Raw genomic sequence first — 14008 nt, 5'->3', positions numbered from 1 at the left:
TACTCCCTTACTGGTCTCAAATGCCTTCGCCGGCAAGCTCCTCGGAAAGTGCGGCGACCTGGTCCTGGGCGCTGCGCATCATTGGGTAGATGCCGAGCACGCGCTGCCAGGCCTCAAGTGCCGACTGCTTGTGGCCGGTTTCGGCCATGATCTGAGCCAGGCCCGAAAGCGCGCCGAAATGGCGTGGTTCGAGCTGCAGGGTGCGGTCGATGTCCGCCATCGACTTCCCGTAGTTCTTCATCATGAAATGAACAGTGGCGCGCCGGTTCCAGCCTTCCGCATAGGTCGGCTGCAAAGTCACCACCTGATCGAGGAAATCGAGTGCAACATCGAATTTCTGGGTTTCGATCGCCTTCTGCGACCATTGCATCATCAGGTCGATAGAGGCGCTGCCCGACTGGGACCACTCGCTGCCGATGCGTCCGGCGATGCGCTCGGCCGCCTTTTCATTGCGTTCGCGCTTGAGATCGGCAAACAGCTGATCGAGCCGCGCCTGTTTCGTCTTGACGACCGGAGGTGCTGTCGGCGGAGTTGTGGTCGGATCTTCAGCCCACGCCGGCAGCGAGACAGCGCCGGAAACGAGGAAAGCCGTGAAAAATGCAAAAAGAATCCGCATCGCGGGAATCTAGCCCCCGACGCCGGATCGTCAAACTGAATTTAGCGTGAGAGTCGTATCATGCGAACGGAGGCGCGCAGCCTCCGTCGAAAACTCAACCCTGGCGCGCCTTGTAGCGCGGCGCGGTCTTGTTGATGATGTAGACGCGGCCCTTGCGACGAACCAGCTGGTTGTCGCGGTGACGCGCCTTCAACGCCTTGAGCGAATTCTTGATTTTCATGGTCTTGCCCGTCGGTCTGGGCCCGGTCACGGGCCGAATTATTAAGGCGCGCCCACAGACGCGCCTTTGAACTGTGCGTGGCTCATAGACGAGGAGCGTTGCCCGTGTCAACCGCAAGCGCGTTGCCTAAACGATACGGACCGTTTCGTATCATCAAATATCCGCCACTGGCGTTGCGCAAGCTTGAGACGGCTGGAATGATGCGGTTGCGAATTGGAGATCGTCATGCGCCGAATTCTTGTGTCCGCCTGTCTTGTCGTCCTCGCGGCAGGTTCTGTTGCCTATGCCCAGGAATGCGACCGCAACGACGACAGCCAGCAGATGATGAACATCTGCGCCGACGCGGACTACAAATCCGCCGACGCCAAGCTCAACAAGGCCTACCAGGATCTCATCGGCGGAACTGACGCAAAAGCCAGGAAGCTGTTGCAGACGGCGCAGCGCGCCTGGATCGCTTTTCGCGACGCGGAATGCAGCTATTCGGCCGCGGACAGCGAAGGCGGCTCGATCTATCCGATGCTGATATCGGAATGCCTGACGCGGCTGACCGACGATCGCACCAAGCAGCTCACCGCCGATTCGACCTGCGCGGAAGGCGATGTTAGCTGCGCCAGCCCCGACGAGGACGAGAGCGGCGAAATCCAGTAAGCGTAGGTTCTAACTTTGTGTTTGAGCATGATCTTTTCCGAAATCCGGATTCCACTTTTCGCTAGCGCGGACCTTCGGTTCGGGATCATGCTCTAGCTGCGGCGGCTCACGCGCGTAAAATGGCCCATCTTGCGGCCGGGCCGCGCCTCGGCCTTGCCATAGAGGTGCAGCATCAGATCGGGCTCGGCGAGCAGCTCAGGAACGCGCCTGACATCGTCGCCGATCAGGTTTTCCATGACGCAGTCGAACTGCCGGGCGGGATTTCCCAGCGGCAGGCCCGCGACGGCGCGGATGTGCTGCTCGAATTGCGAGATGGTGCAGGCGGCCTCCGTCCAGTGGCCGGAATTGTGGACGCGCGGCGCTATCTCGTTGGCCAACAGCGAACCGTCGGCAAGGACAAAGAATTCGACGCCGATGACGCCGACATAGTCGAGCGCTGCAAGGATCTCCGCCGCCGCCGTTTGAGCCGCAGCCGCCGTCTCGGATTTTACTCCGGCCGGCAGTGTCGAGCTGTGAAGAATACCGTTGCGATGGACATTCCACGCTGGATCGTAGGCGGCGAGCGAGCCGTCGCTGCCGCGCGCGGCGATCACCGAAATCTCGCGCTCGAAGGTGACGAAGGATTCCAGGATCAACGGCACGTTGCCCATCGCCTCGCAAGTGCCGGCAAAGCCGCCTGTTTCCATGTTGCGGAAGACACGCTGGCCCTTGCCGTCATAGCCCATGCGGCGCGTCTTCAATATGCCGCTGCCGTTGAACTTTTTCAGCGCAGCCGTCAGTTCCTCGTCATTGTCGACGGGGCTGAAATCGGCGGTCGGTATGCCGATGCCGTTGAGGAATTTCTTTTCCGCCAGCCGGTCCTGCGCCACTTCCAGTGCGCGTGCCGGCGGATAGACCGGCACCGTAGAGGCAAGTGCCGCGGCGGCCGCGACCGGTACGTTCTCGAATTCATAAGTAACGACGGCACTGGCCGCAGCCAGCTCGCTAAGCGCGGCCGCGTCGTCATAGGCGGCGACGATCTGCCGGTTGGCAACCTGTGCCGCCGGGCAATCCGGCTGCGGCTCCAGCACGACGATGCGGTAGCCGAGGCGGGCCGCGGCCATCGCCAGCATGCGGCCAAGCTGGCCGCCGCCGATGATGCCGATGCTCGATCCCGCCGGCAGGCTCACGGCGCGTCCGTGGGCTCGGCGGCCACCTTGGCGGTCTGCGCGGCGCGCCAGCTATCCAGCCGGGCGGCGAGCTTTTCGTCGCTCAGCGCCAACACCGCGGCGGCCAGAAGGGCAGCATTGGCAGCGCCGGCCTTGCCGATGGCCAAAGTGCCGACCGGAATGCCGGCCGGCATCTGCACGATTGATAGCAGCGAGTCCTGGCCCGACAGCGTCTTTGATTCCACCGGCACGCCGAACACCGGCAGCGGCGTCATCGCCGCCGTCATGCCGGGCAGATGCGCCGCACCGCCGGCACCGGCGATGATCACCTTGTAGCCGGCCGCCTTGGCGCCCTTGGCGAAGTCATAGAGCCGGTCGGGCGTGCGGTGGGCCGAGACGATCAGCCGCTTGTGCGGAATTCCAAGCGCCTCCAGCGTTTCGGCGGCGTGGCGCATCGTCGCCCAGTCGGACTGGCTGCCCATGATGATGGCGACGTCGGCGCGGTGATCGTCCAAGCTTCTGCTCTCCGGCGGCAAAAGCGCGCATTAGCTGAAATCGAGGGGAGCCGCAAGGATGGCTGGAAACGGCAAAGCCGCTTGTGCCGTCTCCGTGGCTACGCACATGGACAGGGTCGGTCTGTCATCGGGCGGCCGCTGCTCGGAAGCGGTTGACGAAGTCGTCAAGTTCAGGCCGTTCGGTATCGGAAATCGCCCAATAGGAAAAGGCGCTGTCGCTCCAGTGCACCAGCGAGAAGCCACCGGTAGAAAGATCGACCGGCGCGGTTGTCGAGCCGGTTTCCTCGGGCGCCGCGACGAGAGTGATCAGGTGCTCGCGGTGCCTGTAGACCAGTGCCGGCACTGGCTGGTCGGCGATCACCTCGACCCGGCCGCCGAGCAACGCGAAGCCGTCACTGGCAAGGTCAGGTGCCGGCGGCGACAGGCCGACCCTGCCATCCAGCCAGGGTTTGACCGTGTGCCGGTCCGACGAGACGACGTCCACGGGGCTGGCTGCCAGCAGGCTGCGGCGATGGCCGCTGGCGACTGCGGCGGCAAAGCTGTCGGGCGCCCCGCTGAGCATCACCCATTGCGTCACGCCGCTGGCCAGCACGGCGGTGACGAGGATCGATGCCGCCATTGCGCGCCAGTCGAACGCGCCGAAGCGGCCCGGCCGCGTTTGGGTTGGCCGCATGTGGGTTGGCACGGTTTGCGGCGGCCGCGTCGGCGCCGGCCGAGCCTGTGCCTCGCCAGTCGCGCCGATCGCCGCGATGCGCGCATTGAGGGCGTCGCTGACCTGTGGCAGCGCCAGCCTGCCGACAGCGGACTGCAGCGCCACGATGCGGGCATGCTCGGCCGCGAGCGCCGGATCGGCGGCAATGCGCCGCTCGACCGCCAATGCTGCCGCTGCGTCGAGCTCGCCATCGACCAAGGCATGGATCATCAGTTCCACGCCCGCCGGGTCATCGGGCAGTCCATCGTTGTGCGCGCTCATGGCGCCCTCCCAAGTTGGGATATCAGCAGACCGCGCGCTCTCGCCAGCCGCGACATCACCGTGCCTAGCGGCACGCCAAGCAGCGTCGCGATCTCGCGATAGCTGAGGCCGTTGATGTCGCGCAGCACCACAGTCTCGCGAAATTGGTGCGGCAGCGCGGCGATCGCCGCCTCGAGTGCGGCCGTGTCGGCCTTGGCGATCAGGCTTGCCTCAGGACTATCCGTATCCGGCAGGCCGGCGCCATATGCAGCCGTCATGTCATCGAGGTCGCTCAGGTCGCCGACGGCGACGATACTGCGCGGCCGGTTGCGCGCCAGCCAGGAGTAAGAGGCGTTGCGCACGATCGCCAGCAGCCAGGCGCGCGCATTGCCGCCGGCATAGCCGGCGATGCCCGCATGCGCCTTCAAACAGGCCTCCTGCACCACATCCTCCGCGTCGGCGGCGTTGCCGGTCAGCCAGCGGGCAAGCGCAAGCGCATCCGCGAGATGAGGCAGAACCACCTCGCGAAAGCGCTCGGTCGCGGCCTCTTGGTTCAACACCGTCGCATCGCCCGGCATCCCGGGCAGAACCTTCCGAAAATCCTCATGGAGCGACGGTGATCCTGCCCTGCATGTGCGGGTGAAGCCCGCAGAAATAGGCATAGTCGCCCACTTTGGTGAAGGTGAAGGCGTATGTGTCACCGGTGTCAAGCGCCTTGGAGCGAAACGAGGCATCGTTGGCGACCACCAGATGCGGGATGTCGTCGTCATTCTCGAAGGTCACGGTAGTGCCCTGCTTTACCGTCAGCACCGCCGGCGTGAAGGCAAAGTTCTCGATCTTGACCATTGGCTGGCCTGCTGCGTTCAGTGGCATGGCAACCATTATCAGGATCGCCGCCAAACCGAACGTGACAGGGGATACGACCAAGACGCGGGATGGGAAGCGGATCATCGCATTTCCCCTCAGGCCAGCGTGCTGTCGATGATGGCGAGGTCCTGCCCGCCTTGCTTGACTGTCACGCTGCTTGTGCCGAGCAGGCTGCGCAACTGGCCGGCAGGTACCGTCATCGGCCCGGGTGAGGCTGCGGTGCCCGGCGCCGGTTGCGGGAAAGCGGTCGAGCGCGCGGTATGAAAGGTAACGTTGCCTTCGACCTTCTGCATGATCTGGTGGATATGGCCGTTGAGTACGGTGACAGAGCCGAAGCGCTTGAGCAGCGCCAAGGCCTGCGCCGCGTCGTCGGTGCCCCAGCCCCATTCGGGATAAACAGCCCATAGCGGGATATGGGCAAAGACGACGATTGGCGTCGAGGCGGTGACCGCCTTCAGATCATCGGCCAACCATGCCAACTGGTCGGCGCCGAGATTGCCCAGCCCGCCAGCCTTCAGGTTGACGACGTTGACCAGCCCGATGAAATGGACGCCGTTCTGGTCGAACGAATACCAGCCAGCGCCCTTGGTGCCCTTGCCGTAGCGGTCGAGATAGGCCTGGCCATTGCCGTCATCGATCAGGTCGTGCTCACCGGGCACATAATGCACGTCGAAGCCTGCGCCGCCGATGATCTGGGCAGCGTTGTCGAACTGCGCGGCTTTCGACAAATGGGTGATGTCGCCGGTGTGGATCATGAAAGCGGGCTTTTGCGGCAACGCCTGGATCTTGCCGATGGCCTCCTTCAGCGTGTCGATGGCGTGCGGGTTGGCAGCCTTGTCGAAGCCGATGTGGCTGTCGGAGATCTGGAGGAAAGTGAAGCCGGTGGCCAAGGCCTCGGCGGCTTGCGACGCACCGAGCAGGCTGAGCGAGACCGGCACGCCGGCCGAAATTGTCCACAGCACTCCCGTGCCGGCCCAGATCATGCATTCCAGTGCATGACGGCGGCTGATGCCGTCAGCTTCATTGTCGTGGTGGTGGATCATACCGGTCTCCTGCACGCCGGAAATGGCGTCTGTTTGGGAGACCAATGGGCGGGGTGGTTTATTCCGCCCGAAGACTAAAAGTTCATTCACACTGCCGTGATGGCGCACTGGCCCGATGCGAAGCCGGTGCTGGAAGGCACTGGCTCGACCACGCTCTGGCGATGTCTAGTCCGGCCAGCGCAGCGCTCCGGCGGACTGCTTGCGAGCGGGTTTCATCGCATCGGTGGGCCGATCGGCAGCACTCAATACCGCCCGCAGGCGTTCGGCAACGATCTCCGCCTCGCCGGGATGGAGATTGCACGGATCAAGGAAGAAGTGACCGCGCTCGACCTCGTGGTTGCGCACGATCACGGGCGGCGAACCCGCCGCAAGCGCCGAGGCGAGGCCGGCGGCGGTGAAGCGGCTTTCCGGCGCAACAAACACCTGCAGGCGGTCGAGAGGATTTCCGGTCGGATCTGGAATGATACGTGCCTCGATGCCAGGCAGGTCCTGCAATGCGGTTTGCCACAGATGCAGTGCGGCTTCTTCCCGCTGGCGAATGCCGGCATGGTCGCGCCGCTCCCAGGCTTCCAGGGCCGCCATGGTGCCGGCAATGCTCTCCTTGCCGACCTTCATGGCGCGCGCAACGCCGCGGTTCTGGAGATAGGCGGCCCGTACCAGATCCTTGCGGCCGGCAACGATGCCGCTTGTCGGCCCTGAGAGAAATTTGTGCCCGCTGTAGACAACAATGTCGGCGCCGCGCGCCAGAAAGCCACGCAAATCGTATTCCGAGGCGGCGTCGACGATCACCGGCACGCCCTTGGCGTGGCAAATCTCGCAGAACTCCTCAAGCGAGAGCATGCCGTATTGCACGGTGTGGTGCGCAACGACGTAGAGGGCTGCCGCCGTCCGGTCCCGGATCGCCTCGGCAACATGATAATCCTGGGTGACGCTGACCGTGCCGGCAGGCACTGCCTTGGCTCCGGCAAGCCGGATCGACTGGTCGATCGGCGCGCCGTAATTGACGATGTGACCAAGCTGAACGATGACCTCCGATTTGAGGCCCTCGGTGTCGTCCGGCAGCCGCTCGATCGCAAGAAGGCTGGTCCCGGTCATCGCGCCGGCAATTGCCATTGTTATGCCGCTGGCGCAGCATGCGGTGATGAAGCCGGCCTCGCCGCCGGTAAGGCGTGCAATCACCCTACTTGCGGCGCGCTGCAGATCGTCCATCTCGACCCATTGCGAGGCCATTTCCGACATTGCGGCAATCGCTTCTGGCACGATGATCGAAGCACCGAGTGCCGTCATCGTGCCGGAGACATTGATGATTGGGCGAAGGCCAAGTCGTTCGCGGATTGTCGTGTTGGAACGGTCAGCGGCATAGGTCGTCATCTCTGTAGATCCTGTTTAAGATTTCAGGCGGCGATCTCGACGACCGCCTCGATTTCAACTGTGATGTTGCCCGGCAGCGAGCCGACACCGATCGCGGAACGGGCATGTCCGCCAAGCGTATCAAAGACGGCCGCGAAAAGATCGGAACAGCCGTTCACCACCTTGGGGTGCTCGCTGAATGTCGGCGTCGCATTGACAAAGCCAAGCAGCTTGACGACGCGCACGATGCGGCCGAGGTCGCCGGCCGCCGCATGCATGACGGCGAGCAGGTTCAGGCCGGTCAGACGCGCATGCCCGTAGGCCTCTTCAACGCTGACATCCTCGCCGACCTTGCCGGTGCAGAGCGCGCCATCGGCGCGCAACGGCCCCTGGCCGGAGAGGAAGATCAGCCGTCCGCTCTCGGCATAGGTGACGAAGTTGGCGATGGGCTTCGGCGGCTCGGGCAGTGTCAGGCCCAATTCCGCGAGCCGGATGTAAGGCGTCATAAAAGCTCCTTGCGACGGCTTTCGCCGTCTGATGTCAAAAATGCGAGGCGCGAAACCGCGCCAGGAAACTGCGAAGACGTTCATTGTCGAACCCCGCCGCCAGAATCTCGGCGGGTGGTCCGACGGCACTGACGCCGCCATCCGCCATGAAAACGATGCGGCTCGATGCGTCGCGTGCAAAAGCCATTTCGTGCGTGACCATCAGCATCGTCATGCCGTCTTCGGCGAGGCTGCGCACGACCTCGAGCACCTCGCCAACCAGTTCGGGGTCGAGTGCCGAGGTTATCTCGTCGAGAAGCAATATCTTCGGCTCCATCGCCACGGCGCGGGCGATGCCGACGCGCTGCTGCTGGCCGCCGGACAGCTCGGCCGGCAGACTGTCGGCTTTGTGGGCGAGGCCCACGCGGCCGAGCCAGTGCTCGGCAATGGTGCGGGCCTCGGCATTGCTCTTGCCGCGCACCTTGCGCAGGCCAAGCATGATGTTGCCGGCCGCAGTCAAGTGCGGAAACAGATTGAAGCTCTGGAACACCATTCCGGTCTCGGCTCGCATCGCCGCCAGGTCGCGCTCGCTGCGTCGCGGGCGCGTTCCCGTCTCGCGATAGCCGACTTCTTTGCCGTCGATACGGATCGAGCCGCTGTCGTAGCTCTCCAGGAAGTTGACGCAGCGCAGCAGCGTGGTCTTGCCGCTGCCGGAGGGGCCGATGACAGTCACGACCTCGCCGCGTGTCACTTGCAGGCTGACGGAGCGCAGGACCTCGACGGATCCAAAGGCTTTGGAAACCTCGGTGACATCGAGAAGTGCCGGATTCTGGTGCGAGGCATTGGACATCGTGCTATTCCCGGATGAAGGAGAAACGCCGCTCCAGGCGCCGGCTGGCCAAGGAGAGGGCGTAGTTGACGGCGAAGTAGACGAGCGCACCGAGAATGTAGAGCGGCATCGCCTCATAGGTGCGGCCGATGACCTGGTTGATAGCCTGCATGAGGTCGGTGATGCCGAGCAGCGAGACCAGCGCGCTACCCTTTACCGCGTCGGTGACGCCATTGATCCAGGGTGGCAGGAAACGCCTGAACGCCTGCGGAAAAATGACGTAGGCCAGCCGCTGGCGAAAGGTCAGTCCGATCGCCAGCGCCGCCTCGGACTGACCCTTGGGAATCGAGCCGACGGCGCCCCTGAGATATTCGACCACCTGTGCGGTCTTGAAGAGGGTGAGGGCGAACACGGCCGCCCAAAAGGATTCCAGATGCAGCCCCACCGCGGGCAGGCCGTAATAGACGAAGAAGATCAGCACCAGGATCGGAATGCCGCGGATGGTGTCGCTGAAGATGCGCACTGCCCAGCGCAGCGGAACAGGACCATAGACAAGGCCGACACCCATCAGCACGCCGGCGATGAGCGATAACACCACGACCAGCAGCGACACCCACAAGGTTACGGCAAAGCCTTCGGCGAGGAACGGCAAGGCGTAGATGATCTGGCTCAGCATGTCAGCGCGCCGCCTTGAACCGGCGCTCGACGAGCCGCAGCGCGAAAAGCAGCGTGTAGCCGGTCAACAGGTACATTGCCGTCACCACCAGATAGACTTCGACAATGCGGAACGTGTTGAAGTTGATCCACTGGGCGCCATAGGTGAGTTCGGGTACCGAGATGACCGACGCCACGGACGTATCCTTGAAGAGCGATATGAATGTGTTGGAAAGCGCCGGCAGGGTTATGCGCAGCATCGTCGGCAGGCGCACATCGAGCAGCCTTTGCCATGGCGTCAGGCCGATTGCCTTGCCGGCGTCGAGCTGACCGCGCGGCACCGCCTCGAGCCCCGAGCGAAACACCTCGACCAGGTAGGCGCCGCTGTAGAGCGACAGTGTGGCAATGAATGAGGTTTGCGCGCTGTAGGCAATGTCGACCACCGTCGGCAAACCGTAGAAGACGAGATAGACGAGCAGGATCAGCGGCACGTTGCGGATGAACTCGACATACCCCGCGATGATGGTCCGCACCGCACGTCCGGCCGACACGTACCAGACCGCCAGAACGAGCCCGATGACGATGCCGATCGCGATCGAGATGACGGCCAGTTCGAGGCTTAACAGCAGTCCGCCCCAGAGCTTGTCGAAATGCCGCCAGATAAGGTTGAAGTTGAGAGTATAACCCATGCGTCCTCGTCATGGAGGGCTGTGATGAGAGAAGGCGGAAGGACGTTGTCCTTCCGCCTGCTTGCATCAAATGACCGGGAAACCGGGATGGCGCGCCGGCGGCTCCTGTCCGAAATAATCCTTGAACGCAGCGTCGTAGAGTGCCGTTTCATGGCCGAACATGGCGATGGTGAAGGTCTGGTTGACGAAGGTCAGCCAGTCGAGGTCGCCCTGCCGCAGCGCGGCACCATAAAGCATCGAGAACCAGCTCTTGCCGGCATCGAAGTACTTATCCGGATTGCGCGAGGCGAGCCAGCGTACCGTTGACAGATCGACCGCGGCGGCGTCGACGCGCTTCGATTCCAAGGCCTGCAGCACGTTGGCCTGCGTGTCTATCTGCATCACCTGCGACTCCGGCAGAACGATATGCACGTTAGCCTCGGCATCGACATTTTGCAGGATGGAAATCCGCGTCGCCGAACCGCCGGCAAGCAGCTGGTCGAAGGTCTTGTTTTCGGCGTTCGGAAGGGTCAGCAAGGCGATGCCTTCGACGTAGTAGGGTCGGGAGAAGTGGATCAGCTGCGAGCGCTGGGCGGTCATGGTCATGAACTGGATGGTGATGTCGACCTTGTTGGTGGTCACGTTCGGAATGCGCTGAGCCGGATCCTGCATGACGAATTCCACTTTGGTCGGATCGTCGAAAAGCCCCTTGGCGAGAATGCGACCCATGGTGATGTCCATGCCCACCAGTTCGCCGGCGTCGTTCTCGAAATGCCAGGGCGCATTGGTGCTGCCGGTGCCGACGATCACCTTGCCGCGCTCGAGGACGGTGCGCAGCAGGCTGTCCGGCGCTGCCTGGGCCGCCGCTTTCTGAACGTCGACCGCGGTAGCGGCGCTCATCACTCCGGCCGTTGCAAGCCCGGCCATTCCCAGTTTCAGAAATTCACGCCTTTTGGATGTGTCGTTCACGGCGACCTCCTTTCGTGTTGTGTTCCCCTTTGGAGCAGCAGTACAGGCATCGGTTGCAACTGACGCCATTGTCCCTTACAAGAGACGCCTGTACTCTGTACAAGACAGATTAACATCAGGAATCGATAATGCAAGAAGGTAATGCCTTGGCCGCTCGACCGGACGCCGGTCTGGACGAAGACAAGAACTCGGGCTCTCGGGAGAAGGGCCTCAACCGGGTTCTCCAGATTCTGGAGTTTCTTCACGCGACCCAGCGCGCGATCGGCATCGGCGATCTTGCCAAGGGGGTAAACGCGCCGCGTTCGACGACTTATACGCTGGTGCGCTCGCTGGTCGACGCAGGCCTGCTGGAAATGGCCGGAGACGGCAATCGGGTCTATTTCGGAAAGAAGCTCTATCTCTACGGAATGGACTATGTGCGGGGCAACGACCTGCTCAGGCGAGGGCGCCAGGAAGTCGACCATCTGTCGCGCGAGACCGGCGAGACCTCGGAGTTGTGCATGCTGCAAAGCGGCCGCTACACCATTGTCCATTCAAGCCCGGGAACGAGGCCATTCCGGATCAGCTCGGCGACGGGTCTGCAAATACCGCTCCCCTGGACAGCTTCCGGGCGACTGCTCCTCGCCGGCTTCGACAGGGCGGCGATTGAGGATATGGTCTCCGAGGACGATCTCGTGCTGCCGGACGGCCGCAGATTGCAGCTCGACGATTTCATAGACGACATCGCCGTAGCCAAGTCGGCCGGCTACTGCGTCACCTCCGGCCTTGTCGATGCCTACACGAAATGCCTGGCCGCGCCGGTCTTTTCAGCGCCGGGCAGGGTCGAGGCGACGATGTGCCTGGTGGTTCCCATCGATACCTCGACCGAAAAGACCGATGACCTGATAGAGCTGTTGCTCGAGCGCGCCGCGCGGCTTTCGATCGCGGCATAGGCCGCCTTTCCAGCAGGCCAGCGCCGGCGTCCGTTCAAGCGATAATGTCTGGAATGATCTTGTCTTCCAGCGCCATCAGCCTGTCCTTAAGGAAGAGCTTCTTTTTCTTCATGCGCTGGATCTGCAGCGGGTCGCAATTCATCGCGATCATCGCATTGATGGCGGCGTCGAAATCGGCGTGTTCCTGCTTCAGCCGGGAATATTCGAGGCGGATATCTGCCTGTTCCTGATCGGACATTTTTACCGTCTGCACGTCTGCGGCGCCCAAACTATGGGCCTGATTGGGCGGGACCGGGTCTTCTTGCACCGGCGCGCAGCCCATATCACATTTCATATTGGCGTGGAATGCTACCACGCAGCATTCGACATCGGTGCGCGATGGTGGCACACTGTCATTATGCCGTCATAGAAGCGAGCCTGCGGTGGACGTGCCATGACGGCTGCAATCCGAGGAAACCATGAAAGGGAGAACCAATCATGTCTCTTGCATCCCATCTTGATGAGCTGCAGCGGAAACACGGCGACATCGAACGCGAAATCGATGATGCGATGACCCATCCATCGGTAGACGACCTCGAAATCGTGAATCTCAAGCGGCGCAAGCTGGCGCTCAAGGACGAGATTGAAAAACTGAAGGCGAAACCGACGACGCACTGAAGCCCTTCCAGGACTAGAAGCGCCGCCCGGCGCGCGATCTTTCCGGTGGCATCGCTATGCTACCGGAAACGTTCGTGGATTTGCGGCAAGCTGCCGTCTTGTTGTTTCCGATTTGCTGGGCCTGCGCGCCAGTCGCCATTGACAAGCCATCTTTGCTCCTCCACCTCATGCCCGGACCTTCAAGATTAAAGGCAGCCGGCATGACCGGATATTTTTCCTCACCCTTCCCACGCCGCAGGTCGGTCGGTGTCGGTGTCGGCGGCGTGATGGTCGGCGGCGGCGCGCCGGTCGTCGTCCAGTCGATGACCAACACCGACACGGCCGATGTCGACCAGACGGTCGCGCAGGTGGCGGCGCTGCATCGTGCCGGCTCCGAGATCGTGCGCATAACCGTCGATCGCGACGAAAGCGCTGCGGCCGTACCGGCCATCCGCGAGCGGCTGGAACGGCTCGGCATCGACGTGCCGCTGGTCGGCGATTTCCACTATATCGGCCACAAGCTCCTGGCCGACCACCCGGCCTGTGCCGAGGCACTGGCCAAATACCGTATCAATCCCGGCAATGTCGGGTTCAAGGACAAGAAAGACCGGCAGTTCGCGGCGATCGTCGAGATGGCGATCAAATACGACAAACCGGTGCGCATCGGCGTCAATTGGGGTTCGCTTGACCAGGAGCTGCTGACCCGGCTGATGGACGACAACCAGGCCCAGGGCTTTCCGCTGACGGCGCAGGAAGTGACGCGCGAGGCAATCGTGCAATCGGCGATCCTGTCGGCCGGAATGGCCGAAGAGATCGGCCTTGCGCGCGAGAAAATCATCCTGTCGGCCAAGGTCAGCGGCGTGCAGGATCTGATCGCCGTCTACACCGAGCTTGCCACCCGATCCGACCATGCGCTGCACCTCGGCCTGACGGAGGCCGGCATGGGCTCGAAAGGCATCGTCGCCTCGTCCGCGGCCATGGGCATCCTGCTCCAGCAAGGCATCGGCGACACAATCCGCATCTCGCTGACGCCGGAGCCGAACGGCGACCGCACGCGCGAGGTGCAGGTATCGCAGGAGCTGTTGCAGACCATGGGCTTCCGGCAGTTCGTGCCGATCGTCGCTGCCTGCCCGGGCTGCGGCCGCACGACCTCGACCGTGTTCCAGGAGCTTGCCCAGAACATCCAGGCCGACCTGCGCAAGAACATGCCGGTGTGGCGCGAACAATATCCCGGCGTCGAGAACCTCAAAGTCGCGGTGATGGGTTGCATCGTCAACGGTCCGGGCGAATCCAAACATGCCGATATCGGCATTTCGCTGCCCGGCACCGGCGAGATACCGACCGCCCCGGTATTCGTCGACGGCAAGAAGGCGGCGACGCTGCGCGGCCCATCGATTGCCGCGGATTTCGAGAAGATGGTCGCCGACTACATCGAACGGCGGTTTGGGCAACACGGCAAAGCCGCGGCGGAGTAGT

19 protein-coding genes are annotated in these 14008 nt (G+C 63.0%); 4 read left to right on the top strand and 15 right to left on the bottom strand.

Features of this window, described 5'->3' with window-relative positions; all coding sequences use genetic code 11:
- Window positions 1-16 precede the first annotated feature (16 nt).
- Window positions 17-616: a tetratricopeptide repeat protein gene (locus NKJ81_RS09510; RefSeq protein ID WP_352471168.1), complete on the bottom strand. Its 600-nt coding sequence runs from the start codon at window positions 614-616 to the stop codon at window positions 17-19.
- A 94-nt stretch (window positions 617-710) separates the two neighbouring features.
- A complete protein-coding gene (gene ykgO / locus NKJ81_RS09505) occupies window positions 711-836 on the bottom strand; it encodes a type B 50S ribosomal protein L36 (RefSeq protein WP_006327841.1) in 126 nt (41 codons plus the stop codon).
- 225 nt (window positions 837-1061) lie between these two features.
- On the opposite strand from ykgO, the gene NKJ81_RS09500 reads away from it, so the two are divergent.
- Entirely contained in the window at window positions 1062-1484 is a 423-nt protein-coding gene (locus NKJ81_RS09500) for a lysozyme inhibitor LprI family protein (protein ID WP_352540271.1), read from the top strand.
- 92 nt (window positions 1485-1576) lie between these two features.
- On the opposite strand, the gene NKJ81_RS09495 is transcribed toward NKJ81_RS09500, so the two are convergent.
- The 12 genes from NKJ81_RS09495 to NKJ81_RS09440 form a co-directional block, all read right to left on the bottom strand.
- On the bottom strand, window positions 1577-2653 hold the full coding sequence (locus NKJ81_RS09495; protein ID WP_352540270.1) for a 5-(carboxyamino)imidazole ribonucleotide synthase: 1077 nt from the start codon (window positions 2651-2653) through the stop codon (window positions 1577-1579).
- Window positions 2650-3147: a 5-(carboxyamino)imidazole ribonucleotide mutase gene (gene purE / locus NKJ81_RS09490; protein ID WP_023678468.1), complete on the bottom strand. Its 498-nt coding sequence runs from the start codon at window positions 3145-3147 to the stop codon at window positions 2650-2652. The genes NKJ81_RS09495 and purE overlap by 4 nt, the downstream gene beginning before the upstream one ends.
- 124 nt (window positions 3148-3271) lie before the next feature.
- Window positions 3272-4120: an anti-sigma factor family protein gene (locus NKJ81_RS09485; protein WP_352540269.1), complete on the bottom strand. Its 849-nt coding sequence runs from the start codon at window positions 4118-4120 to the stop codon at window positions 3272-3274.
- Window positions 4117-4677 (bottom strand): sigma-70 family RNA polymerase sigma factor, encoded by a 561-nt coding sequence (locus NKJ81_RS09480; RefSeq protein ID WP_352817726.1) that lies wholly within the window; start codon window positions 4675-4677, stop codon window positions 4117-4119. The genes NKJ81_RS09485 and NKJ81_RS09480 overlap by 4 nt, the downstream gene beginning before the upstream one ends.
- 25 nt (window positions 4678-4702) lie before the next feature.
- Window positions 4703-5050, bottom strand: a complete 348-nt coding sequence (locus NKJ81_RS09475) for a cupredoxin domain-containing protein (RefSeq protein ID WP_352540268.1) — start codon at window positions 5048-5050, stop codon at window positions 4703-4705.
- An 11-nt stretch (window positions 5051-5061) separates the two neighbouring features.
- Window positions 5062-6006 (bottom strand): metallophosphoesterase family protein, encoded by a 945-nt coding sequence (locus tag NKJ81_RS09470; protein WP_352452518.1) that lies wholly within the window; start codon window positions 6004-6006, stop codon window positions 5062-5064.
- Window positions 6007-6174: 168 nt separating this feature from the next.
- A complete protein-coding gene (locus NKJ81_RS09465) occupies window positions 6175-7380 on the bottom strand; it encodes an aminotransferase class V-fold PLP-dependent enzyme (protein ID WP_352540267.1) in 1206 nt (401 codons plus the stop codon).
- A gap of 23 nt (window positions 7381-7403) precedes the next feature.
- Window positions 7404-7865, bottom strand: a complete 462-nt coding sequence (locus NKJ81_RS09460) for a RidA family protein (RefSeq protein WP_023678474.1) — start codon at window positions 7863-7865, stop codon at window positions 7404-7406.
- 34 nt (window positions 7866-7899) lie between these two features.
- The gene (locus tag NKJ81_RS09455) at window positions 7900-8694 is read right to left on the bottom strand and encodes an amino acid ABC transporter ATP-binding protein (protein ID WP_352540266.1); all 795 of its coding nucleotides are present in this window, start codon (window positions 8692-8694) and stop codon (window positions 7900-7902) included.
- Window positions 8695-8698: 4 nt separating this feature from the next.
- Window positions 8699-9349 (bottom strand): amino acid ABC transporter permease, encoded by a 651-nt coding sequence (locus tag NKJ81_RS09450; RefSeq protein ID WP_352540265.1) that lies wholly within the window; start codon window positions 9347-9349, stop codon window positions 8699-8701.
- A gap of 1 nt (window position 9350) precedes the next feature.
- Window positions 9351-10016, bottom strand: coding sequence for an amino acid ABC transporter permease (locus NKJ81_RS09445; protein WP_023678477.1), 666 nt, complete (start codon window positions 10014-10016; stop codon window positions 9351-9353).
- A gap of 66 nt (window positions 10017-10082) precedes the next feature.
- The gene (locus NKJ81_RS09440; RefSeq protein WP_352540264.1) at window positions 10083-10964 is read right to left on the bottom strand and encodes a transporter substrate-binding protein; all 882 of its coding nucleotides are present in this window, start codon (window positions 10962-10964) and stop codon (window positions 10083-10085) included.
- A 128-nt stretch (window positions 10965-11092) separates the two neighbouring features.
- Here NKJ81_RS09440 and NKJ81_RS09435 point away from each other — a divergent pair, with 128 nt between their 5' ends.
- Window positions 11093-11896: an IclR family transcriptional regulator gene (locus tag NKJ81_RS09435; protein ID WP_352540263.1), complete on the top strand. Its 804-nt coding sequence runs from the start codon at window positions 11093-11095 to the stop codon at window positions 11894-11896.
- A gap of 34 nt (window positions 11897-11930) precedes the next feature.
- Here NKJ81_RS09435 and NKJ81_RS09430 read toward each other — a convergent pair whose 3' ends face one another.
- Window positions 11931-12134, bottom strand: a complete 204-nt coding sequence (locus NKJ81_RS09430; RefSeq protein ID WP_023678480.1) for a YdcH family protein — start codon at window positions 12132-12134, stop codon at window positions 11931-11933.
- A 239-nt stretch (window positions 12135-12373) separates the two neighbouring features.
- Between NKJ81_RS09430 and NKJ81_RS09425 the strand changes: the two genes are divergently transcribed.
- Window positions 12374-12553 (top strand): YdcH family protein, encoded by a 180-nt coding sequence (locus NKJ81_RS09425; RefSeq protein ID WP_023678481.1) that lies wholly within the window; start codon window positions 12374-12376, stop codon window positions 12551-12553.
- A gap of 200 nt (window positions 12554-12753) precedes the next feature.
- The gene (gene ispG / locus NKJ81_RS09420; RefSeq protein ID WP_352540262.1) at window positions 12754-14007 is read left to right on the top strand and encodes a flavodoxin-dependent (E)-4-hydroxy-3-methylbut-2-enyl-diphosphate synthase; all 1254 of its coding nucleotides are present in this window, start codon (window positions 12754-12756) and stop codon (window positions 14005-14007) included.
- Window position 14008 lies beyond the last annotated feature (1 nt).

The organism is Mesorhizobium sp. M0018 (assembly GCF_040323955.1).
Taxonomy (GTDB): Bacteria; Pseudomonadota; Alphaproteobacteria; order Rhizobiales; family Rhizobiaceae; genus Mesorhizobium.
Note: the sequence above shows the minus strand (reverse complement) of the source record. Positions and strands in the feature narration are given on the sequence as shown.

Coding starts and splice junctions, on each gene's coding strand:
- NKJ81_RS09510 (WP_352471168.1), bottom strand. CDS start 616: ATGCGGATTCTTTTTGCATTTTTCACGGCTTTCCTCGTTTCCGGCGCT.
- ykgO (WP_006327841.1), bottom strand. CDS start 836: ATGAAAATCAAGAATTCGCTCAAGGCGTTGAAGGCGCGTCACCGCGAC.
- NKJ81_RS09500 (WP_352540271.1), top strand. CDS start 1,062: ATGCGCCGAATTCTTGTGTCCGCCTGTCTTGTCGTCCTCGCGGCAGGT.
- NKJ81_RS09485 (WP_352540269.1), bottom strand. CDS start 4,120: ATGAGCGCGCACAACGATGGACTGCCCGATGACCCGGCGGGCGTGGAA.
- NKJ81_RS09480 (WP_352817726.1), bottom strand. CDS start 4,677: ATGCCGGGCGATGCGACGGTGTTGAACCAAGAGGCCGCGACCGAGCGC.
- NKJ81_RS09475 (WP_352540268.1), bottom strand. CDS start 5,050: ATGATCCGCTTCCCATCCCGCGTCTTGGTCGTATCCCCTGTCACGTTC.
- NKJ81_RS09465 (WP_352540267.1), bottom strand. CDS start 7,380: ATGACGACCTATGCCGCTGACCGTTCCAACACGACAATCCGCGAACGA.
- NKJ81_RS09460 (WP_023678474.1), bottom strand. CDS start 7,865: ATGACGCCTTACATCCGGCTCGCGGAATTGGGCCTGACACTGCCCGAG.
- NKJ81_RS09455 (WP_352540266.1), bottom strand. CDS start 8,694: ATGTCCAATGCCTCGCACCAGAATCCGGCACTTCTCGATGTCACCGAG.
- NKJ81_RS09450 (WP_352540265.1), bottom strand. CDS start 9,349: ATGCTGAGCCAGATCATCTACGCCTTGCCGTTCCTCGCCGAAGGCTTT.
- NKJ81_RS09445 (WP_023678477.1), bottom strand. CDS start 10,016: ATGGGTTATACTCTCAACTTCAACCTTATCTGGCGGCATTTCGACAAG.
- NKJ81_RS09435 (WP_352540263.1), top strand. CDS start 11,093: ATGCAAGAAGGTAATGCCTTGGCCGCTCGACCGGACGCCGGTCTGGAC.
- NKJ81_RS09430 (WP_023678480.1), bottom strand. CDS start 12,134: ATGTCCGATCAGGAACAGGCAGATATCCGCCTCGAATATTCCCGGCTG.
- NKJ81_RS09425 (WP_023678481.1), top strand. CDS start 12,374: ATGTCTCTTGCATCCCATCTTGATGAGCTGCAGCGGAAACACGGCGAC.
- ispG (WP_352540262.1), top strand. CDS start 12,754: ATGACCGGATATTTTTCCTCACCCTTCCCACGCCGCAGGTCGGTCGGT.